Source organism: Psychromonas sp. CD1 (assembly GCF_002239585.1).
Classification (GTDB): Bacteria; Pseudomonadota; Gammaproteobacteria; order Enterobacterales; family Psychromonadaceae; genus Psychromonas.
The window spans coordinates 951,674-973,530 of sequence record NZ_NDFH01000003.1 but is presented as its reverse complement, the minus strand read 5'-3'; the positions used below and the strand labels follow the sequence as shown (position 1 = coordinate 973,530).

Annotated in this window: 21 protein-coding genes; 16 read left to right on the top strand and 5 right to left on the bottom strand. The window is 36.7% G+C overall.

From position 1 onward, the window contains the following. The first annotated feature begins 7 nt into the window (after positions 1 to 7). The 3 genes from crl (at position 8) to B8W84_RS05985 (ending at position 2,910) form a co-directional block, all read left to right on the top strand. Positions 8 to 400, top strand: a complete 393-nt coding sequence (gene crl, locus B8W84_RS05995; protein ID WP_094752366.1) for a sigma factor-binding protein Crl — start codon at positions 8 to 10, stop codon at positions 398 to 400. A gap of 101 nt (positions 401 to 501) precedes the next feature. Then, the gene (gene proB, locus B8W84_RS05990) at positions 502 to 1,611 is read left to right on the top strand and encodes a glutamate 5-kinase (RefSeq protein ID WP_094752365.1); all 1,110 of its coding nucleotides are present in this window, start codon (positions 502 to 504) and stop codon (positions 1,609 to 1,611) included. Between the two features lie 51 nt (positions 1,612 to 1,662). Further along, positions 1,663 to 2,910 (top strand): glutamate-5-semialdehyde dehydrogenase, encoded by a 1,248-nt coding sequence (locus B8W84_RS05985; RefSeq protein ID WP_094752364.1) that lies wholly within the window; start codon positions 1,663 to 1,665, stop codon positions 2,908 to 2,910. Between the two features lie 89 nt (positions 2,911 to 2,999). On the opposite strand, the gene xseA is transcribed toward B8W84_RS05985, so the two are convergent. Continuing rightward, positions 3,000 to 4,331 (bottom strand): exodeoxyribonuclease VII large subunit, encoded by a 1,332-nt coding sequence (gene xseA, locus B8W84_RS05980; protein WP_094752363.1) that lies wholly within the window; start codon positions 4,329 to 4,331, stop codon positions 3,000 to 3,002. A 347-nt stretch (positions 4,332 to 4,678) separates the two neighbouring features. Here xseA and guaB point away from each other — a divergent pair, with 347 nt between their 5' ends. The 12 genes from guaB (at position 4,679) to rpoS (ending at position 17,126) form a co-directional block, all read left to right on the top strand. Then, positions 4,679 to 6,145: an IMP dehydrogenase gene (gene guaB, locus B8W84_RS05975; protein ID WP_094752362.1), complete on the top strand. Its 1,467-nt coding sequence runs from the start codon at positions 4,679 to 4,681 to the stop codon at positions 6,143 to 6,145. 98 nt (positions 6,146 to 6,243) lie between these two features. After that, positions 6,244 to 7,824, top strand: a complete 1,581-nt coding sequence (gene guaA / locus B8W84_RS05970) for a glutamine-hydrolyzing GMP synthase (RefSeq protein WP_094752361.1) — start codon at positions 6,244 to 6,246, stop codon at positions 7,822 to 7,824. 234 nt (positions 7,825 to 8,058) lie between these two features. After that, the gene (gene ampD, locus B8W84_RS05965) at positions 8,059 to 8,610 is read left to right on the top strand and encodes a 1,6-anhydro-N-acetylmuramyl-L-alanine amidase AmpD (protein WP_094752360.1); all 552 of its coding nucleotides are present in this window, start codon (positions 8,059 to 8,061) and stop codon (positions 8,608 to 8,610) included. A gap of 112 nt (positions 8,611 to 8,722) precedes the next feature. Continuing rightward, positions 8,723 to 10,360 carry a CTP synthase gene (locus B8W84_RS05960; protein WP_094752359.1) on the top strand — a complete coding sequence of 546 codons (1,638 nt, stop codon included), beginning with the start codon at positions 8,723 to 8,725 and terminating at the stop codon, positions 10,358 to 10,360. Positions 10,361 to 10,459: 99 nt separating this feature from the next. Then, positions 10,460 to 11,767, top strand: a complete 1,308-nt coding sequence (gene eno, locus B8W84_RS05955; protein ID WP_094752358.1) for a phosphopyruvate hydratase — start codon at positions 10,460 to 10,462, stop codon at positions 11,765 to 11,767. Positions 11,768 to 11,904: 137 nt separating this feature from the next. After that, positions 11,905 to 12,183, top strand: coding sequence for a cell division protein FtsB (gene ftsB / locus B8W84_RS05950; RefSeq protein ID WP_094752357.1), 279 nt, complete (start codon positions 11,905 to 11,907; stop codon positions 12,181 to 12,183). 12 nt (positions 12,184 to 12,195) lie between these two features. Further along, positions 12,196 to 12,864 carry a 2-C-methyl-D-erythritol 4-phosphate cytidylyltransferase gene (gene ispD / locus B8W84_RS05945; RefSeq protein ID WP_094752356.1) on the top strand — a complete coding sequence of 223 codons (669 nt, stop codon included), beginning with the start codon at positions 12,196 to 12,198 and terminating at the stop codon, positions 12,862 to 12,864. A gap of 4 nt (positions 12,865 to 12,868) precedes the next feature. After that, complete coding sequence (gene ispF / locus B8W84_RS05940) at positions 12,869 to 13,357, top strand: 2-C-methyl-D-erythritol 2,4-cyclodiphosphate synthase (protein WP_094752355.1); 489 nt, start codon at positions 12,869 to 12,871, stop codon at positions 13,355 to 13,357. A gap of 2 nt (positions 13,358 to 13,359) precedes the next feature. After that, a complete protein-coding gene (truD, locus tag B8W84_RS05935; protein WP_094752354.1) occupies positions 13,360 to 14,391 on the top strand; it encodes a tRNA pseudouridine(13) synthase TruD in 1,032 nt (343 codons plus the stop codon). Positions 14,392 to 14,702: 311 nt separating this feature from the next. Continuing rightward, complete coding sequence (locus tag B8W84_RS05930) at positions 14,703 to 15,284, top strand: YqaA family protein (protein ID WP_094752353.1); 582 nt, start codon at positions 14,703 to 14,705, stop codon at positions 15,282 to 15,284. 2 nt (positions 15,285 to 15,286) lie between these two features. Continuing rightward, complete coding sequence (locus tag B8W84_RS05925; protein WP_094752352.1) at positions 15,287 to 16,132, top strand: peptidoglycan DD-metalloendopeptidase family protein; 846 nt, start codon at positions 15,287 to 15,289, stop codon at positions 16,130 to 16,132. 100 nt (positions 16,133 to 16,232) lie between these two features. Beyond that, positions 16,233 to 17,126: an RNA polymerase sigma factor RpoS gene (gene rpoS, locus B8W84_RS05920; protein WP_219349770.1), complete on the top strand. Its 894-nt coding sequence runs from the start codon at positions 16,233 to 16,235 to the stop codon at positions 17,124 to 17,126. Between the two features lie 56 nt (positions 17,127 to 17,182). On the opposite strand, the gene B8W84_RS05915 is transcribed toward rpoS, so the two are convergent. The 4 genes from B8W84_RS05915 to B8W84_RS05900 all read right to left on the bottom strand — a co-directional run bounded on the left by B8W84_RS05915 (position 17,183) and on the right by B8W84_RS05900 (position 21,429). Next, positions 17,183 to 17,554, bottom strand: coding sequence for a diacylglycerol kinase (locus tag B8W84_RS05915; RefSeq protein WP_094752351.1), 372 nt, complete (start codon positions 17,552 to 17,554; stop codon positions 17,183 to 17,185). 122 nt (positions 17,555 to 17,676) lie between these two features. Then, positions 17,677 to 19,101, bottom strand: a complete 1,425-nt coding sequence (locus tag B8W84_RS05910; protein WP_094752350.1) for a sensor histidine kinase — start codon at positions 19,099 to 19,101, stop codon at positions 17,677 to 17,679. Beyond that, the gene (locus tag B8W84_RS05905; RefSeq protein WP_094752349.1) at positions 19,088 to 19,774 is read right to left on the bottom strand and encodes a response regulator transcription factor; all 687 of its coding nucleotides are present in this window, start codon (positions 19,772 to 19,774) and stop codon (positions 19,088 to 19,090) included. The genes B8W84_RS05910 and B8W84_RS05905 overlap by 14 nt, the downstream gene beginning before the upstream one ends. A gap of 2 nt (positions 19,775 to 19,776) precedes the next feature. Then, positions 19,777 to 21,429, bottom strand: coding sequence for a phosphoethanolamine transferase (locus tag B8W84_RS05900; protein WP_257797920.1), 1,653 nt, complete (start codon positions 21,427 to 21,429; stop codon positions 19,777 to 19,779). A 126-nt stretch (positions 21,430 to 21,555) separates the two neighbouring features. Here B8W84_RS05900 and B8W84_RS05895 point away from each other — a divergent pair, with 126 nt between their 5' ends. Further along, entirely contained in the window at positions 21,556 to 21,846 is a 291-nt protein-coding gene (locus tag B8W84_RS05895; RefSeq protein WP_094752348.1) for a co-chaperone GroES, read from the top strand. Positions 21,847 to 21,857 lie beyond the last annotated feature (11 nt).

The window sequence follows — 21,857 nt, the reverse complement described above, 5'->3', positions numbered from 1 at the left end:
CTAAGACATGACTGCGAGCATAAAAAAAATGCCATCAAGAGGGCGATTATTTAAGTTATTTACCGATTTAGGCCCTTATTTTCGTAAATTAAAATCGACAGAAGATAGTTTCTTTTTTGATTGTTTAGAGGTATGTGTTGATGCCACGGCTTTGCCGGAAGAGCGTGAGTTTTATGGTTGGTGGGCAATGCTCTATCGAGTGGATACGGGATTTGAATATGAACGTTTTGATGGAATGTATAATAAAGAAGGTGATTGGGTTGTCTGTAAACTAAAAAAAGAAGATAAAAAACAAGTGGACACTGCATTTGAACTTTTTTTATTAAAGATTAAAACATTAATTGAAGAAGATACTGGCACCTCTCTATGCGCTCGCGAAGCGATATTAACGGAAGTTTGATAAGCGTAATAAATTCTAAATAAAAGAGTCATTAACACAGGTAACACATTAAAAAAACAGCGACATATTGTTGCTGTTTTTTTATAAGAAAATAAAAGTCTATGAAAATCAATAAAAAAACAATAGTTGTTAAACTGGGTACAAGTGTTTTGACCCGAGGTACTAATAAACTTGATAGAGCGCATATGTTAGAGATTGTGCGTCAATGTGCATTATTACATAAGCAAGGGCATCATATAGTAGTCGTAACCTCAGGGGCTATCGCCGCGGGAAAAGAATATTTAGGCTTTCCAGATATTAAAGCGACCATTGCAAATAAACAGATGTATGCAGCGGTTGGACAAGGACAACTGATCAAAGAATGGGAAGCGTTATTTAGAATTTATTCAATACATGTGGGACAAATGTTATTAACGCGAGCAGATTTAGATGATCGAGTTCGATTTTTAAATGCACGCGATACCCTAAAAACACTTTTAAAATATAATATCATTCCCCTCATTAATGAGAATGATGCTGTGGCAACCAGTGAAATAAAAGTGGGGGATAATGATAATTTATCCGCGTTGGTGGCTTTACTTGCGGATGCGGAGCAACTGTTACTCTTAACCGATCAAAAAGGTTTGTTTACAGCCGATCCTCGTTTTGATAAAAATGCAAAATTAATCCCAGAGATAACGGAAATCAATGATGCCATACATGCCTTAGCGGGTGGCAGTGTTGGGGGATTAGGTGTTGGTGGCATGGCAACAAAAATCGAATCTGCGACGGTTGCCAATGGTGCGGGTATAGAGGTTATTATCGCGTCGGGGTTTCGTGAAAATGTCATCATTGATGCACTACATAATAAATCGGTAGGAACGCGTTTTAGTACACTTAAAAATCGTTTAGAAAAACGTAAAAATTGGATATTTGCGGGGTCACGTATTGCGGGTAAAATTATTATTGATGCGGGGGCCTCACATGCCTTACTTAAATCAGGTAGTAGCTTATTAGCCAAAGGCATACTCTCCATACAAGATAAATTTGTACGAGGCTCTGTAGTATTTATTTGTGATGTGAATGGGAAATCTCTGGCGCGAGGTGTAGTACGTTATAAAAGCATAGATATCAATAAAATCAAAGGCATACACTCGCACTTGATTGAGTCGTGTTTAGGTTATGAACATGGAAGTGTTGTCATACATCGAGATGATTTAGTATTATTGTAAATAAGAAATAAAATCGCCTAAGGATATGCGTGAGAGCATAAGGAATTGAATATGAATTTATTAGAAATTGGGAAACGAGCGCAACAGGCGAGTTATGAATTGGCTCTCTTAGATAGTCATAAAAAAAATGAGGCTCTTGAGTTTATCGCCAGTGCACTAGAGGCGCAGCAACCTTTGATTTTAGACGCTAATAAGAAAGATATTGATGCAGGAATAGAAGCTGGATTAAGCGATGCTTTATTAGATCGTCTCCTTCTAGATGCCGATAGACTATCTAATATTATTAGTGACTTGCGACAAGTTATTCGATTAAAAGACCCTGTGGGAGAGGAGTTTGATAGCCAAGTACTTGAAAATACATTGAGGTTATGTAAACGCCGGGTGCCGATTGGTGTGATTGGGGTTATTTATGAAGCGCGTCCGAATGTCACGATTGATATTGCAACACTTTGTTTAAAAACGGGTAATGCTTGTATTTTACGTGGAGGGAAAGAAACAATTTATTCAAATATTGTTTTAGTGAAAATTATCCAAGAAGCATTAGGCGCCGCTGGATTACCGAAAGCCGCGGTACAATACATAGATAATACAGACAGAGCTTTGGTGGCACAATTACTTAAAATGGATAAATACGTGGATATGATTATTCCACGTGGTAATGCAGGGTTACAACGATTTTGTAAAGAAAACAGTAATATTCCGGTAATTATAGGGGGCATTGGTATTTGCCATTTATATGTTGAAAAAACCGCGGATTTTGAAAAAGCGTTGGCCATTATAGAAAATGCTAAAGTACAACGGCCCGCGGTATGTAATGCGCTTGATACATTATTGGTCGATGCTAGTATTGCACCTCAATTTTTAAATAAATTAGCTAATCGCCTCGTCCCGTTAGGCGTGACCTTAGTGGCAGAAGAAAAGGCAAAAGCAATTTTAGGTGATGCCGCGATCGCTGCGCAAGAAAATGATTTTTCTCGAGAATGGTTGTCTTTACATCTAAGTATAAAAGTGGTGAGCGACTTAAATGCTGCATTAGAGCATATTCGTGAATTTAGCTCACAGCATAGCGATGGTATTTTAAGTAATGATCTTAGGCAAACGAACAAATTTATTAATGCCGTTAATTCGGCCGTGGTATATGTCAATGCTAGCACCCGTTTTACAGATGGTGGTCAGTTTGGATTAGGCTCTGAAGTAGCCGTATCGACGCAAAAATTACATGCACGTGGGCCTATGGGTTTACAAGCATTAACCACTTACAAATGGATTGGAGTAGGGGATTATTTAGTGCGTCAATAGGCATTTGAAATGTATGTGTACAACGTTCCTTGTTTAAATTCGCGTGAATGGCGTTTAAACAAGGAGATATCCCCTTATATCATCAGTGTTTATTTAATGATTTTTGCTTGTACTTCCCCTTTTGAAAAGTGAATGTTGATATAGCTTTCATTCTCGAGTGTCGTAACATCAGTTACCACTTTACCTTGTGCATTTTTAACTATAGCGTAGCCTCGAGCGAGAGTTGCAAGGGGACTTACAGCATTTAGCTGAGCCATTTTTGAGTGTAAATGCATTTGCTTTTTCTTGAAATAATTAAGTAAGCTAGTTTGTAAATGTGAGTGTAATTGAATCTGTTTTTGCTGACTTAACGCAACGATTCTTTGTGGGCTACATTGGCGTAAACTTGCATTGAACGTTGCATTTTTTTGAGATGCTTTACTGATTGTCTGTTGTATAGCATAGCTTAAACGTAGACTTAACTCATCGGTCATTAATTTTTTTTGTTGTAATTTATGTTGTGGATCTTGTTGTTTTAACTTTTCTTGTAGAAGGCTATGTTGGTGAACATCATGCTGTATATAAGTTGAGATAGCGCGTTGTAAATGAGAAACTAATGTTGAAAGTTGTGAGATAACAAATGTTTTATTTTGACTCACAAGTTCAGCTGCTGCAGACGGGGTTGCAGCTCTAATATCTGCGACAAAATCGCTAATAGTGACGTCTATTTCATGGCCGACAGCACTTATTATCGGGAGGTTGCTTTTAAAAATAGCATAAGCAACTTGGATGTCATTAAAACAAGCTAAATCCTCTAATGAGCCACCCCCTCTACCAACAATTAAAAGGTCGCATTCATTGCGAGCATTAGCCAATTGAATTTGTGTAACAATAGAGGCGGCACTACTTTGTCCTTGTACTAAACTCGGATAAATTATCACTTGTAAACGAGGATCTCTACGCTTTAAAACACTTAATATATCAAACAAAGCTGCGCCAGTTGTAGAGGTAATAATCCCGATACGTTGGATAATATGAGGTAATATCTTTTTCTGTTTAGTAGAAAACAGACCTTCGCTAGCAAGTTGGCATTTTAGTGCTTCAAATTGTTTTTTTAAGGCTCCATCGCCTTCAGCTTGCATACTTTCAATGATTAATTGATAGTCGCCACGTGCTTCATAAAGGCTGAGTTTACCTCTGACCAGAACTTGTTGGCCGTGTTTAGGTGTAAAGTGTGTGTGCCTATTACTGCCTTTAAACATAGCGCATTTCACTTGGGCACCATGATCCTTTAAGGTGAAATACCAATGACCAGAAATGGCGATGGTTAAGTTTGATATTTCTGCAGAGAGCCAAATAAAACCTAAGCCATTCTCTAAAAGAGATTTTGCTGCGCGATTAAGACGTGTCACACTATAAATGTTTTTATTTTCTGAGTTCATTTTAATTATCATTATTCGTAGATAAGAAGCATTTTCAAATGTTTAATGGACCAATTCTTTAAGTCAAACAATTGAATTAATGAGCAGTATTACTCATCTTGTTATATGGAAAATTAAAGTTGAGTGCTAGTAAAGAGATCTGATATTAACATCTTTATAATTTAAGCAAAAGAAAGTGTAAATTAAACTTCTAAAGTGGACTTACCTTCTATATTTAGTGATGCAGATCACCATTCTGGAAATTATACTTGCATTTGCGCTAGTACTGCAATATACTCCTTCAGCAATATAATACCCAGAGCAAAGGTATTGATCAATCCTCCCAACTATAAGTGAGATATTGCAACATGCTAAGAATAGCCAAAGAAGCATTAACATTTGATGATGTGTTATTAGTCCCCGCCCTGTCAACTGTTCTACCTAATACTGCTGATTTAAAAACACTATTAACACCCTCTATAACATTGAACATTCCTGTCGTCTCCGCCGCGATGGATACCGTTACCGAAGCGCGTTTTGCGATTGCATTGGCACAAGAAGGTGGTATCGGTTTTATCCATAAAAACATGTCAATTGAAGTACAAGCTGAGCAAGTACGTTTAGTTAAAATTCATGAAAGTGGTGTTGTTGCAAATCCTATCACGGTTTCCCCTACAACAACCTTATATGAAATAAAAGCATTAACTGAAAAGCATGGTTTTGCTGGTTATCCTGTGATTGAATCTTCTGGGATGTTAGTGGGTATTATTACAGGTCGAGACGTTTTATTTGAAACAGATTTGAATAAATGTGTTTCTGATGTAATGACTATTAAAGAAAATCTTGTTACTGCGCGACCTAATACTGAGCGTGATGAAATTGAAGCTTTAATGCATTCAAAACGTATTGAAAAGGTCTTGTTGGTTGATGAAAACTTTAAATTACAAGGTATGATCACCGTTAAAGATTTTCGAAAAGCAGAGCGTAAACCTAATGCGTGTAAGGATTCGTTGGGTCGGTTACGTGTTGGTGCTGCGGTGGGTGCGAGTGCTGGCAATGAAAAGCGTATTGATGCTTTAGTTGAAGCTGGTGTAGATGTATTATTAATCGACTCTTCACATGGGCACTCTCAAGGTGTATTAGATCGAATAAAAGCAACGCGTGCGAGTTACCCTGACTTACAGATTGTAGGGGGTAATGTGGCGACCGGAGATGGGGCTAAAGCCTTAGTGGCTGCGGGTTGTAATGCGGTTAAAGTAGGAATAGGCCCAGGCTCTATTTGTACTACACGTATTGTGACAGGCGTGGGCGTTCCACAACTGACGGCTATTTCTGATGCGGTTGACGCACTTAAAGGTACGGGTATTCCTGTCATTGCTGATGGTGGTATCCGTTTTTCAGGCGATATCGCTAAGGCGCTTGCAGCGGGAGCCTCATGCGTCATGATGGGGGGGATGTTCGCAGGTACTGAAGAGTCCCCTGGAGAAATAATTTTATTCCAAGGACGCTCTTTTAAATCTTACCGCGGTATGGGATCGCTCGCCGCAATGTCCAAAGGTTCATCCGATAGATATTTTCAAAGTGATAACGCGTCGGATAAATTGGTACCCGAGGGTATTGAAGGTCGCGTTGCGTATAAAGGTAAAGTCAAAGAGATAATTCATCAGCAGATGGGTGGCGTACGTTCATCAATGGGACTGACTGGGTGTGCAACAATTAAAGAAATGAATACGAAAGCCATGTTTGTAAAAATAACCAGTGCTGGAATGGGCGAAAGCCACGTGCATGATGTGGCTATCACAAAAGAAGCACCGAATTATCGTACAGGTAGTTAAAATCTTAACGCATGTAAATATTTAAGGGCTAATCCCCGTACAAGTATTATCAATAAAAGAGGGGGAACTCTCTTTTATTATTTTTTAAAGGATTAATAATGACAACAAATATCCATAAGCAACGTATTTTAATTTTAGATTTTGGTTCTCAGTATACGCAACTAATTGCTCGCCGAGTACGAGAAATTGGTGTTTATTGTGAGCTTTGGAGCTGGGATGTGTGCGCTGCGGATATCAAAGAGTTCTCTCCTACGGGTATCATTCTTGCTGGTGGGCCAGAGAGTGTGACTGCGCTTAACTCACCCCGCGCTCCAGAATATGTATTTAATGCTGGCATTCCCGTTTTAGGCATTTGTTATGGTATGCAAACAATGTCTGAACAATTAGGTGGTAGTGTTATCCAAGGCACCGGAGAAGGTGAATTTGGTTATGCACAAGTCAAAGTACAACATGCGTCTAATTTTTTTGCTGGCCTCGAAGATGATGTTGCCGATGATAGTAAAAGTTTATTAGATGTATGGATGAGCCATGGTGATAAGGTGTCGTCTATTCCAAGTGGATTCGTGACATTAGCCAATACTGCTACTTGTGAATTTGCCGCAATAGCGCACATAGAAAAAAACTTTTATGGTGTGCAATTTCATCCAGAAGTAACTCATACACGCCAAGGCGAACGTATGTTACGTAATTTTGTGGTAGATATTTGTGGGTGTTCAACACTGTGGACGTCTGCGTCGATAATAGACGATGCTATCGAACGAATGAAAACCCAAATAGGTGATGATGAGGTTATTTTAGGTCTCTCCGGAGGTGTGGATTCTTCGGTGGTAGCCATGTTATTACAACGTGCTATTGGTGATAAGTTAACGTGTGTTTTCGTTGATAATGGATTACTACGCCTTGATGAAGGGCAGCAAGTGATGGATATGTTTGCTGGCCGATTTGGTTTGAAAATAGTACATGTTAAGGCTGAATCTCGTTTCTTAGATGCGATGGTGGGCGTTGCTGATCCTGAAGCAAAACGTAAAATTATTGGCCGTGTTTTTATTGAAATTTTTGATGAAGAATCTAAAAAGCTCAATAATGCAAAATGGCTGGCACAAGGTACTATTTACCCTGATGTAATTGAGTCTGCAGCCACTAAAAATGGGAAAGCACATGTTATTAAATCTCATCACAATGTGGGTGGTTTACCGGATGATATGGCACTAGGTTTAGTCGAACCTTTGCGTGAGCTTTTTAAAGATGAAGTACGTAAAATAGGATTAGAGCTAGGTTTGCCACATGATATGCTTTACCGTCATCCTTTTCCAGGTCCTGGGTTGGGCGTGCGCGTTTTAGGTGAAGTGAAAAAAGAATATTGCGATCTGTTACGTCGTGCTGATGCTATTTTTATTGAAGAATTACATAAAGCTGACCTCTATCATAAAGTGAGCCAAGCGTTTGTGGTGTTTTTACCGGTACGTTCGGTAGGTGTCATGGGGGATTGTCGGAAATATGATTGGGTGGTTGCACTGCGTTGTGTTGAAACCATTGATTTTATGACCGCACGTTGGTCGCATCTCCCATATGATTTAATTGGGCATGTATCAAATCGGATCATTAATGAAATCGATGGAATATCTCGAGTGGTTTATGATGTGTCGGGTAAACCTCCTGCAACGATTGAGTGGGAATAAGCTTTTTATCTGCTTAGTTTAAAAAAAGGTGCTTAAATTAGCACCTTTTTTATGTGAAATATACCGAAAATAAAAGCTAGTATCTATTTAAATCTATACTTTGACTCAATAATTAGCACTATTTTAGGTCATGCTAAAATGTATTTAAAGGAGCGTCTTACTAATAGATATGCGTTTTAGCTTTAAACGTGTGGAGTACCTTAACTCGCTATTATATAAAAGGAGGCAATTACCGTGAATAAAATAGATGAATATGGACGCTATCAACGTGCTAAAAAATTTAAAAGCCCATTTTGTGATGCGCGTCCAGAAAAAAGCGTCATAAGTTTATTAGTCATCCATTGTATTAGTTTGCCTGAAGGACACTATGCGGGAGGCGCAATACATGATCTATTTATGGGTAGATTAGACTGCCAAACACATTCTAGTTTTAGTATTTTACAAAACTTACAAGTTTCGGCACATTGTGTTATTTATCGAGATGGGCATATCCAACAATATGTGCCTTTTTCTTTACGTGCTTGGCACGCTGGAGACTCCTCGTTTATGGGGGTGTCTAAGTGTAATGATTACTCGATTGGTATTGAATTAGAAGGTACGGTTTACTCTTCTTATACAAACGCGCAGTATCATGCATTGGCAAAATTAACGGATCAGATAAAATTAAACTATCCACGAATAAATAATACACGCATAGCTGCGCATAGCGATATCGCGCCTCGGCGGAAACAAGATCCGGGTAAAAAGTTTGATTGGCAATATTATTTTTCATTATTAAAACTGTGAAGTAGATTGTCGAACTTCTGTTTGTTATACTACTTCTCCATCCGTACGGGATTAAATAAATCAGAATAACCGTACAACAAACTACAATTATTCCTAAATGCTCAAGGTTATTATGACGACAAAATATATTTTCGTGACAGGTGGCGTGGTTTCATCGCTTGGTAAAGGTATTACAGCAGGTTCACTGGCTGCTATTTTAGAAGCTCGTGGCTTAGATGTAACTATTTTAAAATTAGACCCCTACATTAATGTAGATCCAGGAACCATGAGTCCAATACAACATGGTGAAGTTTTTGTAACGGACGATGGTGCAGAGACTGATCTTGATTTAGGTCATTACGAACGTTTTATTCGTACACGTATGACCAAGCGTAATAACTTTACGACGGGACGAATTTACTCTGATGTGCTAGCTAAAGAGCGTCGCGGAGATTATTTAGGGGCGACGATTCAAGTTATTCCGCATATTACTAATGAGATACAAGCGCGTATAGTTGCTGGTGGTGAGGGCCATGACGTTGCTATCGTTGAGTTAGGTGGCACGGTTGGGGACATTGAATCACAACCATTTATCGAAGCGATTCGTCAGTTAGGTTTGAAAGTTGGCCATGAAAATGCAATGTATGTGCATTTGACGTTATTACCGTATTTAAAAACGGCAGGTGAAGTTAAAACGAAACCTACGCAGCACTCGGTCAAGGAATTGCGCAGTTTAGGTATTCAACCTGATATTTTAATTTGTCGTAGTGAAGTTGCTTTTCCTGCGAATGAACGTGCAAAAGTTGCACTGTTTTGTAATGTACAAGATAAAAATGTCATTTCATTACGTGATGTAGATTCTATTTATAAAATTCCTGCACTATTAAAGGCACAAGGTTTAGATGAGCTTTGTGTGCAACGTTTTGGTTTTAAATGTCCAGAAGCGGATTTGAGTGAATGGGAAAAAGTAGTATCAGAAGAAGCCAACACATCACATGAAGTGGTTATAGGTATGGTGGGTAAATATATTGAATTACCAGATGCTTATAAATCAGTGAATGAAGCATTGAAACATGGTGGTTTGAAAAATGCTACAAAAGTTAACATTAAATACATTGACTCTCAAGATGTTGAAGTTAAAGGTAATAGTGTTTTAGAAGGGCTAGATGCTATTTTAGTTCCCGGTGGTTTTGGAACCCGTGGTATTGAAGGTAAAATTTTAGCCGCGCAGTATGCTCGTGAAAATAATATCCCTTACTTAGGTATTTGTTTAGGCATGCAAGTCGCATTAATTGAATTTGCACGTAATGTGGCAGGACTTAAAGACGCACACTCTACCGAATTTAAAGCGGATACTAAACAGCCTGTTATTGGTTTGATAACTGAGTGGGTTGATAATTCTGGTGATGTTGAAAAGCGCAGTGCAACTTCTGATCTTGGCGGTACCATGCGTGTTGGTGCACAAAAATGTCATTTGCAATCTGGATCTAAAGTATTTGAAATGTATGGTAAGAAAGAAATATTTGAACGCCATCGTCATCGTTATGAGGTGAATAACAAATATTTACCTGAGCTGAAAAATGCGGGTCTTTCGATTACAGGCTTATCTGCAGATAAAAAATTAGTTGAAATCATCGAAATTCCAGATCATCCTTGGTTCGTTGCCGTGCAGTTTCATCCCGAGTTTACTTCAACGCCTCGTGATGGACATCCGTTATTTAAAGGTTTTATAAAATCTGCGATAGATCATCAACAAGGACGATTTAATTAGTTTGTAGTTGACAGAACATTCCGTTTTGTTAGAAAATTACACATAGAATATTATTTTAGTGACAAATTTACATATTTTTAAATACTTAAAGGAAACATTATGTCTAATATCGTAAAAGTACTAGGTCGTGAAATTATGGATTCACGTGGCAATCCAACAGTAGAAGCTGAAGTTCATTTGGATGATGGCTCTATTGGTATGGCAGCTGCGCCATCAGGTGCTTCTACTGGTTCACGTGAAGCGTTAGAATTGCGCGACGGTGACAAATCTCGTTACTTAGGTAAAGGTGTTCTTAAAGCAGTTGCAGCGGTTAATGGTCCAATTGCTAAAGCATTGATGGGTAAAAATGCAATTTCTCAAGCTGAGATCGATCAAATTATGATTGACTTAGATGGAACTGAAAATAAAGCGACGTTTGGTGCGAATGCTATTCTTGCTGTTTCTCTTGCTACTGCAAAAGCAGCTGCTATTTCTAAAAAAGTACCTTTGTATGCACATATTGCTGATCTAAATGGTACTCCTGGTGTTTATTCTATGCCTCTTCCTATGATGAATATTATCAATGGTGGTGAGCATGCGGATAACTCTGTAGATATTCAAGAGTTTATGATCCAACCTGTTGGCGCAACGACTTTCCGTGAAGGTCTACGTATGGGTGCTGAAGTATTTCATAGTCTGGCTAAAGTTCTTAAATCTCAAGGCCATAGTACAGCGGTTGGTGATGAAGGTGGTTTTGCTCCAAATCTTGAGTCAAATGCAGCAGCGCTTGCCGCAATTAAAGAAGCGGTTGAAAATGCGGGTTACGTACTAGGTAAAGACATCACGTTAGCGATGGATTGTGCAGCATCTGAATTTTACAATCAAGAAACAGGTTTATATGAGCTTAAAGGTGAAGGTAAAACATTCACAGCTAAAGAGTTTAATGTGTTTCTTGAAGGTCTTGTTAATGAGTATCCAATTGTATCTATTGAAGATGGTCTCGATGAGTCTGATTGGGATGGTTTCAAACATCAAACAGAACTACTTGGTGATAGAATCCAACTAGTTGGTGATGATTTGTTCGTTACAAATACTAAGATCCTTGCGCGTGGGATAAGAGAAGGTATTACTAACTCAATCTTGATTAAATTTAACCAAATTGGTACGTTAACTGAAACGTTAGCTGCAATTAAAATGGCGAAAGATGCTGGATTTACAGCGATTATTTCGCATCGTTCAGGTGAAACTGAAGATTCAACAATTGCTGATTTAGCTGTTGGTACTGCTGCAGGACAAATCAAAACTGGCTCTTTAAGTCGTAGTGATCGTGTTGCTAAATACAACCAACTTTTACGTATTGAAGAAGCTCTAGGTGACAAAGCACCTTACCGTGGCCTTGCTGAAGTTAAAGGTACATTTAATTTCTAAATTTAAACGTATATTTGTTTAAATAAAAATCCTCGCTTAGGCGGGGATTTTTTATAAGAAACAGAGTTAATTTAAATCTTTTTTATCTTTTTTATTATTAATATGCAAAAATAGTTATTTAGATGGAGATCTATTGTATGCGTTTATTTTTTATGATATTGGTGTTTATCTTTGCGCTTGAGCAATACCATCTTTGGTGGGGGAAAAATGGCATGCAAGAACATAAGGTTTTAGTGGACGAAGTGGCTTTGGCCATTAAAAGTAATGCTGAATTAATAAAGCGTAATCAGCGAATGTTTGCTGAAATCAAAGATTTAAGTCAAGGTGAAGGGGCGATTGAAGAACGTGCTCGCAATGAATTAGGTTTGATCAAAGAAGGCGAAACTTTTTTCCGTATTATCCCCAAAAAAAATTAAAAGAGGTGTTTTTTGAATTTTACCGTTGTTATCCCAGCTGCCGGAATCGGTCAGCGTGTAGGGGCAAAAATTCCTAAACAATATTTAAAAATATTAGACCAAAGCATTATCGAATATAGTTTAGCTCCCTTCATTGCCCACCCAAACATTCACCGTATTATCGTGTCGCTCGCACACGATGATATATGGTTTAAATATTTAAGTATCGCTCAACATCCGAAAATCGAGATTGTAGAGGGGGGAGCTGAGCGAGTCGATTCTGTTTTGGCTGGGTTACAGAAAATCGAAAAAGATGAGTATGTCTTAGTGCACGATGCTGCTCGACCTTGTTTAAAGAAATCGGATGTAGATAAATTGATCCAACATGTATTAAAAACGGGGCAGGGCGCCATTTTAGCCTCAAAAGTGTGCGATACGATGAAACGTACAAATGCACAAAATCAGATTTTAAAAACAGTGGCACGTGAAAATTTATGGCATGCATTAACACCACAAATGTTTAATAATGGTTTGTTAATCAAAGCGATTTTAGCTGTGCGAGGTACTAATGACATCACTGATGAAGCTTCTGCAATGGAATATTATGGTGTACCAGTACAACTTATTGAAGGACGGATGGACAATTTAAAAATCACTTGTCCTGCAGATTTGAAATTAGCGGAATTTTATTTAAAAGGATAATCTTATGATCCGTATAGGGCATGGCTTTGACGTACATAAGTTTGGTGGAGATGGACCAATAACTATTGCGGGCATAAAAATACCGTACGAGCAAGGATTACTGGCACATTCTGATGGTGATGTTGCGTTACATGCATTGTGTGATGCATTGTTAGGTGCACTTGCACTAGGAGATATTGGTCGACATTTTCCGGATACGGATGCGCAATATGCGGGTGTAGATAGCCGTGAATTATTAAAAAAAGTTTTCTGTTTAGTGCAAGATAGAGGCTATAAAATAGGGAATATAGATATTAGTATTATTGCGGAAGCGCCTAAAATGTCCCCCTTTATAGATAGGATGCGCGCAGAAATAGCGGGCTTAGTTGATGTGCACATAGATAAAATAAATGTAAAAGCAACGACGACTGAAAAGCTTGGATATATTGGGCGTAAAGAAGGTATCGCTACACATGCGGTAACGTTATTACTTAAACAGAGTGTTGAAATTTAAAAATGAAAGAAGAAATATCAAATAATACATTTAGTCTTGATTTTAGTTTTTTGTATGGAGAAATTAAAGCCCATGCTCTTTATAAGCAATCTTGTGCTGATTTTGTTGTCCGTGAAGATTTAGGTTTTGTTTTAACTGGTGAGGGTGAGCATGTTTGTTTATGGGTACAAAAAGTAGGAGAAAACACGCAATATTTGGCGCGACAATTGGCAAAGTTTGCTGGTATTCCTGCGCGTAATGTCAGTTATGCAGGTCTTAAAGATAGACAAGCAGACACATGGCAGTGGTTTTCATTGCATATCCCAGGAAAGATAACGCCAGATTTTAGTTTGTTTAGCTCTCCTGGGGTGATCATTCATAAAGTTATCCGGCATCATAAAAAAATTAAAACGGGTGCATTAGCGGGTAATTATTTTTCCATCACATTACGGGATGTGAGTGATAAAGCTCTACTCGAGAAAGCTTTTGTTAATATACAAAAAGGCGTACCTAACTATTTTGGTGAACAACGTTTTGGTTTCGATGGGTTTAATGTGCAAGCTGCTGAATATATGTTTGCAGGGCGGAAAATAAAAGATAGGTTTAAACGTGGTATGTATTTAAGTGCTGCGCGTAGCTATCTTTTTAATCACCTGTTATCGGTGCGTATTAAAGATGGTATTTATAATATACCACTTTTAGGTGATTGTGTGCAGTTTGTGGGTAATCGTTCCTTTTTCCCATTAACAGAGCTTAATGACGAAGCCTTTACAAGGCTAAAAGATAGGGAAATATGTTTAACTGGCCCATTGTGGGGTGCGGGAGAATTAACCTCCGAGTTTAAGGCATTAGACTATGAAATGGAAAACTTAAAGTCTTATTCTTCATTGCAAGCTGGACTTGCTAAAAATGGTTTAAAACAAGCGCGTCGACCATTACTATTGTTTGCAGAGCAGTTCTCTGCGCTTTGGCAGAATGAAAATACAGTGACGATAAATTTTTATTTAACATCGGGTTGTTATGCAACAAGTATTTTACGTGAACTAATTAAATAAATTTAGGGTTAAGTAATGATAAAGGGCTATCTTCACTAGGGCTTTGCATTGTTACTTTTAAGAAAAAAGAAAAAAGAACGATATTAGGGAGTTCGACAAGAAGGGAGCACAATGTACTTTATGCTTGATCGCTATGTATTGGCGGATGAATAATATTTTCAACTAGTGCTTATGCTGTGCAGATACTTGAAAATATATTACAGTGTTTCAGATGTTAGAGGCACGTTTAAAAATTGATTTAACCGTAAATGAGCAATTACAACTTCTCGCTCATTGGTTAGCTATACCTTATTAAATTAACGAGAATGATAGTGAAAATATTTTCTCCATTGTACAAAAAAGTTATGTTTTATTCTCAGCATAAACATGCGCCGTATTATCTGTATTTTATGGCTTTTATAGAATCCATTTTTTGGCCTATTCCGGTTGATATTATGTTAGCGCCAATGGCTCTTTCTAAACGTCAATACGCATGGAAATTTGCATTTGGTGCCACATTTTTCTCTGTGTTAGGGGGCGCTGTTGGCTATTATATAGGGCAACTTTTATACACTCCTGTGGTGGTGCCTTTTATTGAGTTTATGCACTATCAAGAGCCGATGTTAAATGCACAGGACTGGTTTGCTAAATGGGGCGTCATGGTGATTTTTATTGCCAGTTTTACGCCTATTCCTTTTAAAATATTCACGATCACAGCAGGGGTCGTAGCCATGGCATTTTGGCCCTTTATTTTTATTGCTTTGATTGGACGTGCAATGCGTTTTTTCTTGGTGGTTGCTTTAATGGTTTTTGGGGGGCATAGAATGGAAAAGAAATTAAGTAAATATATCGATTTATTAGGTTGGCTTGTGGTGCTTAGTGCAGTTGCTTTATATTTATTTATGAAGTATTAGCGATGCGTTATTTTTTTTGTGTTTTTATTTTAAGTTTTTTTATCGTTGGATGCTCATCGGGAAAGTGGCAAGCTCCAATAAGTGATTTAACGTTAAGTGAATTTCAAAGACATAACGTAAAAAAATCAGATAATTCAACGTATACCGTACAAAAATGGGATACGCTATATGGCATTGCTTGGGTTAATAACCTGTCTATAAAAGTATTAATAAGAAATAATCACCTTTCTTCTCCGTATACTATTTATCTTGGACAGGTTTTAATATTAGTTCCAGAGCTTAAAAAAGGCAGTGTATCCGTTACATCATCTTCTAAAAAGCGTGAGCTATATTACGAAAGTTTGAAAAAATCAAAGAAAAGAGTGCATCAAAGCCAAAGTACTATCAAAAAAGTACATAAAGGACTTGTGCAGAAAAAAGCAACAGTTTATGCTAAACATTCTATTGATAAAAAAGTGACTCTCAATAGGGGGAAAGTAAGTGTTTGGCAATGGCCAACAAAAGGAAAGTTGATTAAAATATTTTCTGCTTCTCAATCAGGAATGAAAGGAATTAGTTTAAAGGATAAACGAGGCACCGCGATATATGCGGCCGCGTCTGGCATAGTAGTTTATGCTGGTAGTGGGCTACGTGGTTATGGTAATTTAATTATTATTAAACATAGTTATGATTATTTAAGTGCTTATGCACATAATGAAAAACTATTAGTGCATGAAAATGAATCAATTAAAGTTGGCCAGAAAATTGCTACAATGGGAGATAGTGGAACAAACAATGTATTTTTACATTTTGAGATCCGTTATAGGGGTAAGTCTGTCGATCCAGAACGTTATTTGCCAGAACGTTAGGTTTTAGCAAGGCTATTCTCTCGTAAATATTGTCTTTAGATAAGGTTATAGCTCTCTATGGAGAGTTAATAAATATATTTAATAAAGGGGTCTTGCGATAATGACGAGAGCGGTAAAAACAGTAAAAAAAACGAAGGATAAAGCGAGTCTAGGGCCAAAGGTGATGGATGCAACACAATTGTATCTTAGTGAAATTGGATTCACGCCTCTATTAACAGCGCCTGAAGAAGTCTATTATGCTCGGCGTTCTTTGCGTGGTGATGATGTTGCCCGTAAACGTATGATTGAAAGCAATTTACGACTCGTAGTGAAGATATCGCGTCGTTATACTAATAGAGGCTTATCTCTTTTAGATCTTGTTGAAGAGGGTAATTTAGGCTTGATCAGGGCTGTTGAAAAGTTTGATCCTGAAAAAGGCTTTCGTTTCTCAACCTATGCAACGTGGTGGATAAGACAAACGATTGAACGCGCGATAATGAATCAAACTCGGACGATACGATTACCTATTCATATTGTAAAACGCTTAAATGTTTATTTAAGAACCGCGAGAGAGTTATCTCATTCACTAACTCATGAGCCAACCGCTGAAGATATCGCTCTTTCTTTAGATGTGCCAGCCAAAGATGTGTCTAAAATATTAAAGCTTAATGAACGGATTAGTTCCGTAGATATTCCCATCGGTAATAACTCAGATAAAGAATTACTCGATATCATTCCTGATAGAAAAGAAATCATTCCTGAAAATGAATTACAAAATGAAGACATGAAATTACGTATCATTGAATGGCTTGAAGATTTAAATCCTAAACAACGAGAAGTGTTAGCAAGACGTTTTGGTCTGTTAGGCTATGAGGCTGCAACGCTTGAAAATGTAGGTCGAGAAATTGGTTTAACCAGAGAACGTGTACGACAAATTCAAGTGGAAGCCTTAAAATGTTTACGTGAGGTTCTTTCACAACAAGGATTGTCAATAGAGTCCTTGTTTCATATCTAAGTGATTAAAAACAAACATATTTTATGATGTGTTTGTTTTTTGATTTTTCAAACGGTTTATATCCCTACCTTTGGCAATAGAATCATTACCCATGTAAATATGGTTAAAAGTAGAGCGAGGAAAACACTTGCGGAGCCAATATCTTTTGCCCTGCCACTCAACTCATGTATTTCAGGACCAATTCTGTCTACGATAGCTTCGATAGCTGAATTGATAAGCTCTACTATGAGCACTAAAAATAAACAAGCAATCAATGCGAGTTGTTCGAGATTACTGACGGGAAGCAGACATGTTATCGCTGCAAATATAATGAAAAGAAGTAATTCTTGTCGAAAGGCAGCTTCATTTATCCATGCTGCTTTTAAGCCTTGTAATGAATATTTAGTTGCAAAACAAATACGCTTAAGTCCGGTCATACTAGGTTTCATAGTGTACCACTTTGATTGATTTATCGGTTTTAGACATTGTAGTATAACATCATTGTATTTATGGATAGGTGAGGAAACACATCATTGTATTTATGGATAGGTGAGGAAACATGTTCTGCTTTCTATTTTTTATTTAGACTAAAAGAAAATTTAATATGCAGATTATCTTTTTGTGTTATTTTTAATGCCAGTTTATTTCGGTCACAAATGTTCTGCACAATGGATAAACCTAGCCCATGACGATTGTTCGTGTTACGTGCGTTATCGACGCGAAATAAGGGTTCATTTAATTGTATTAATTCGTCATTTACAAAAGGAGATACAAGCTCATTTTCGATACTAACTTCTATTTGGTTTTTCTTGTTTTTAATAATTGCAAATAATATTTTAGAGTTATTAGGGCTATAAAATAAGGCGTTATCAAGTAAATTGATAAGGATAATATGCAAGCTAAAAGTATCTATGTGAATAGTTGTATGTGCGCATTTATTTAAGAGTGTAATACGCTGTTTAATATTGCTATATTTAAAGGCTAATTCTCGAAGTAGAGTGCTGATAAAATCAGGCAGAGAAAGCTCACTAGGGGATAGGCTAAAGTTAGGGGATGCACTCTGGTGTAGCAATAATAAATTATTTACTAGGCCTTTCATTTTGAGTGAAATATTGAGCACATCCTCTTTATATGTTGATGCGATGCAAGGTTCATCTGGATATTTTATTAATATTTCGCTGAGGCTAATTAATTCTGCAATAGGCGTTTTCAATTCATGTGCTATATCTGCACCGAGTCGCTTCTCTTTTTTGAGTAAATTATAATTGCTTTGAATAAAATGATTTAAATCAGCTCTAATCGGTTCAATCTCTTCTATTTTTAAGGTTGAATCAGGTAGTTTTGATCTCCCTGCGCTGATATCAATACTTTTAAGTTGCTCAATGAGTTGAAATAAAGGGAAAAGACTCTGTGTTATTAAATGGATCAATGCATAGCGCATAAATAAAACGCTCAAAAAAAAGCTGGCGAGTAAGATTGCATCAATTAAGTGTTCAATAAAAAGAATACGCGAAGCTGGCACTGCAAGTGTCATGTATACGGAAGTATCTAATGAAGAAGCCTTATTTTTCAAAAAAAATGCTTTTTGTGCTGAAAAATGACAAACAATACTTTTTCCTGCGCGTCCATCTGGTAATGTCACATCATATATTTTATAGTTGTCTAATGGGATTTTAGAGTGGAATAAATCGACATCGGGTAGGACTTGTAATGAGGCGGAGCGTATCGTTGTTTTTTTATGCCAAAGTTGGAAATATTGTGTGTTCTGTGCGCTTGAAAATTCTGTTAAATATTCGTTTTTTAAATTAAATGAGAGTCCTGAATCGCTTATATAAGCTAATGATTTCATGTAATTAGATTTTTCTATCAATGAACTCTCGAAGGTCTCTAATGCTAAGTTATCTATATTTTGATCAATAATAAAAAAAGTAAAACCGAAGATACAGGCAATCATGACGGTGATTTTCTTGACTAAGCTTTGTTTAATTGATCGCATTTTTTTTGCTCACAAAATAACCAAACCCACGTTTGTTTTGAATCAAAGGCTCATTGCTAAATTTGCGTATTTTTTTTCGGATGGTTGAAAGGTGCGCTTCAATACAATTCTTAGAGAGACTTTCAAAGGAGCCCGCGACAGCTTCACTTATTTGTTCGATATTGATGACTCGGCCCGCAGATAAAAACAAACATTCAATGATTAAAAATTCATTTTTTGTGAGGTTAATTAATTGCGTTTTGTAGGTGAGTGTTTTGGTTAAAAGATCTAACGTAAAGAGTGAAATTGATATTTTATTGTTTTTATTAGTGATAAGTCCGCGACGTGCAATCGATAAAATCCGTGCGTGTAATTCATCAAAAGAAAAAGGCTTAGTCATATAATCATCTGCACCCGATAAAAGTGCTTCTATTTTATCTGAGGATAAGGACTTTGCAGATAAAACAATGACCTTAGCTTGTTTTCCCATTTTTCTGAGGGTTTTTAATAGGCTTATACCATCGACATGAGGCAACATTAAATCTAACAGAATAAAATCATAGTCATTGGTTAAGGCCATGCTAAGTCCTTCGGAGCCATCGGCACTAGTATCGACACTAAATCCTAAATGTTTAAACCCGACCATTAAACTGCGGCGTAACGGCTCTGAATCTTCAATAATAAGTAATTTCATGTTTATTCTCGGACGCAAGAGGAAAATATATCTAATTTGTTATCTTTTATTGTTGTTTTTACACCAAGTAATCCGAGCATGCTGTGGAAAAAATTATCGTGTGACAATCCACCTGATTTTCCTTTTTTACGTAAGCATGCGGTATTAATATTATTTGCCGTTGCATATTGTTGGGGTAACCAGAGGGACCAAGGGACATGCGTTTGTTCTTTTGGTGCGAACGCATAAGGTGTCCCATGTAAATATAAGCCACCTTCACCTAAAGATTCACCATGATCAGAAATGTAAGTTAATGCTACATTGTAATTGTTTTCTTGTTTTTGTAACGTATTAATTGCTAACGATATAATATAATCAGTATAAGCTAAGCTATTATCGTAAACATTTTTAATTTCCTGATCCGTGCAATGTTCAATATCTTTGCGATCACACGAGGGTTTATAACGACTTTTGTTTTTGGGATATCTTTGCCAATAAGTGGGGCCATGGCTACCTTTTAGATGCAAAACAATAAGATTATCGTCTGATATTATATTGTTTTTTAACGTCAGTTGTTTCTTTAATTCTGCGATGAGTGCTTCATCAACACAATTAGAAGAAGTGCAATAACGAGCTTGATTTTTCATTGATACGTAAATTGTTTTAAAATTATTTGCAATACCTTTATCTCCTCCATCATTGTCTATCCAAAGAATATTAATACCACTTTTATGCAGAATATCTAATAGATTATCTTGTGTTATAGCACGTGCTTTATTGTAATTATTTCTGGTCATAGTTGAAAACATACAGGGTAAGGATAACGCGGTATAAGTACCACAAGATTGAGTATTTAGAAACGGGATCAAGTTTTGTTTTTGGGTATACGGGGATGAATTTCTAAAATAACCATTATAGGTATAGTTTTGAGAGCGAGCTGTTTCACCTAAAATAATAACAACTAAATTAGGTTTTTTGTTTTTTGTGGGTAATAACGTTGCATCATTACCTAATTCTAGAAAGGGTAATTTTTTGTTGAAATATTGATGTCCTGCGTATTTAAATAGATTAAAAGCATAGGCGGGTAAGATCATTTTATTTAAATAAGAGTTATTTCTGCCGATAGATGCATAATCTTTATAGTAAAAAAAAGCAATAAAAAAGATTAATAAGCAGGCTCCTAATACGAGTGATAAGCGATGTAATATTTCTTTGAAAATGTTTTTTGCATATTTTATTTTAACAAAAAATAGTAAAACAGCGGGGGAAACACCTAAAAATATAAAATACAGTAAGCTGTAAGCATTCAAATAGGTAAGAGATTCCGCCATATTGGTGTCTAAAATGTTCTCAATCATACTGCTATCAAAAATAGTATTATATTGCTCTGTCGCATAAAAACTCATTGCGGAAGTTAATAGTAAAGGGATGAGAACAATTTTAAATAAGTAGGGTAATGATAGGCAAGAAAACAGAATGATAAAGCAACTCAATAATAAAAAAAAACCACTATAGGCAACTAAAGGCGCGTTGTTTTTTGCTAAATCAAAAAAAAGAATAACCAAAGGCATATTAAATATCAGAGCATAATAAGTGCTCAGAATTAATATAATTGTATTCATTTTAAAATGTAAGTGTTTGTCTTTTAATTGACAAAAAAACCGAAAAACCATCATCTCCGTTCATCCTAATAATATAATCACTGCTAATATATTTTATAAAAAAAGTCTTTATCCTCTTGAACTTCAAATTACTATCCCCATATGTTTATTACCTCAAATCATATTTATTAAGGAAACAAAATGACTATTCGTCCTTTACATGATCGAATTATTTTAAAACGTATGGAGCAAGAAACAACATCTGCAGGTGGTATTGTCTTGACGGGCAGTGCAGCTGAGAAATCAACTCGAGGTGAAGTTATTGCAGTTGGTAATGGTCGTGTTTTAGAAAATGGTGATGTGCGTCCCTTAGATGTTAAAGTCGGCGATATTGTTATTTTTAGTGAAGGCTATTCAGTTAAAACAGAAAAAATTGATGGCGAAGAAGTGTTAATTTTAAGTGAAAATGACATTCTAGCGATTGTTGAATAATTAAATAAGCA

Excerpts from the sequence above, each read along its gene's own strand:
- B8W84_RS05895 (WP_094752348.1), top strand. The coding sequence starts at position 21,556 with ATGACTATTCGTCCTTTACATGATCGAATTATTTTAAAACGTATGGAG.
- B8W84_RS05915 (WP_094752351.1), bottom strand. The coding sequence starts at position 17,554 with ATGAAACCTAGTATGACCGGACTTAAGCGTATTTGTTTTGCAACTAAA.
- B8W84_RS05900 (WP_257797920.1), bottom strand. The coding sequence starts at position 21,429 with ATGATGGTTTTTCGGTTTTTTTGTCAATTAAAAGACAAACACTTACAT.
- B8W84_RS05985 (WP_094752364.1), top strand. The coding sequence starts at position 1,663 with ATGAATTTATTAGAAATTGGGAAACGAGCGCAACAGGCGAGTTATGAA.
- guaA (WP_094752361.1), top strand. The coding sequence starts at position 6,244 with ATGACAACAAATATCCATAAGCAACGTATTTTAATTTTAGATTTTGGT.
- ispF (WP_094752355.1), top strand. The coding sequence starts at position 12,869 with ATGATCCGTATAGGGCATGGCTTTGACGTACATAAGTTTGGTGGAGAT.
- B8W84_RS05905 (WP_094752349.1), bottom strand. The coding sequence starts at position 19,774 with ATGAAATTACTTATTATTGAAGATTCAGAGCCGTTACGCCGCAGTTTA.
- B8W84_RS05910 (WP_094752350.1), bottom strand. The coding sequence starts at position 19,101 with ATGCGATCAATTAAACAAAGCTTAGTCAAGAAAATCACCGTCATGATT.
- crl (WP_094752366.1), top strand. The coding sequence starts at position 8 with ATGACTGCGAGCATAAAAAAAATGCCATCAAGAGGGCGATTATTTAAG.
- B8W84_RS05925 (WP_094752352.1), top strand. The coding sequence starts at position 15,287 with ATGCGTTATTTTTTTTGTGTTTTTATTTTAAGTTTTTTTATCGTTGGA.
- guaB (WP_094752362.1), top strand. The coding sequence starts at position 4,679 with ATGCTAAGAATAGCCAAAGAAGCATTAACATTTGATGATGTGTTATTA.
- xseA (WP_094752363.1), bottom strand. The coding sequence starts at position 4,331 with ATGAACTCAGAAAATAAAAACATTTATAGTGTGACACGTCTTAATCGC.
- proB (WP_094752365.1), top strand. The coding sequence starts at position 502 with ATGAAAATCAATAAAAAAACAATAGTTGTTAAACTGGGTACAAGTGTT.
- rpoS (WP_219349770.1), top strand. The coding sequence starts at position 16,233 with ATGACGAGAGCGGTAAAAACAGTAAAAAAAACGAAGGATAAAGCGAGT.
- eno (WP_094752358.1), top strand. The coding sequence starts at position 10,460 with ATGTCTAATATCGTAAAAGTACTAGGTCGTGAAATTATGGATTCACGT.
- ftsB (WP_094752357.1), top strand. The coding sequence starts at position 11,905 with ATGCGTTTATTTTTTATGATATTGGTGTTTATCTTTGCGCTTGAGCAA.
- B8W84_RS05960 (WP_094752359.1), top strand. The coding sequence starts at position 8,723 with ATGACGACAAAATATATTTTCGTGACAGGTGGCGTGGTTTCATCGCTT.
- truD (WP_094752354.1), top strand. The coding sequence starts at position 13,360 with ATGAAAGAAGAAATATCAAATAATACATTTAGTCTTGATTTTAGTTTT.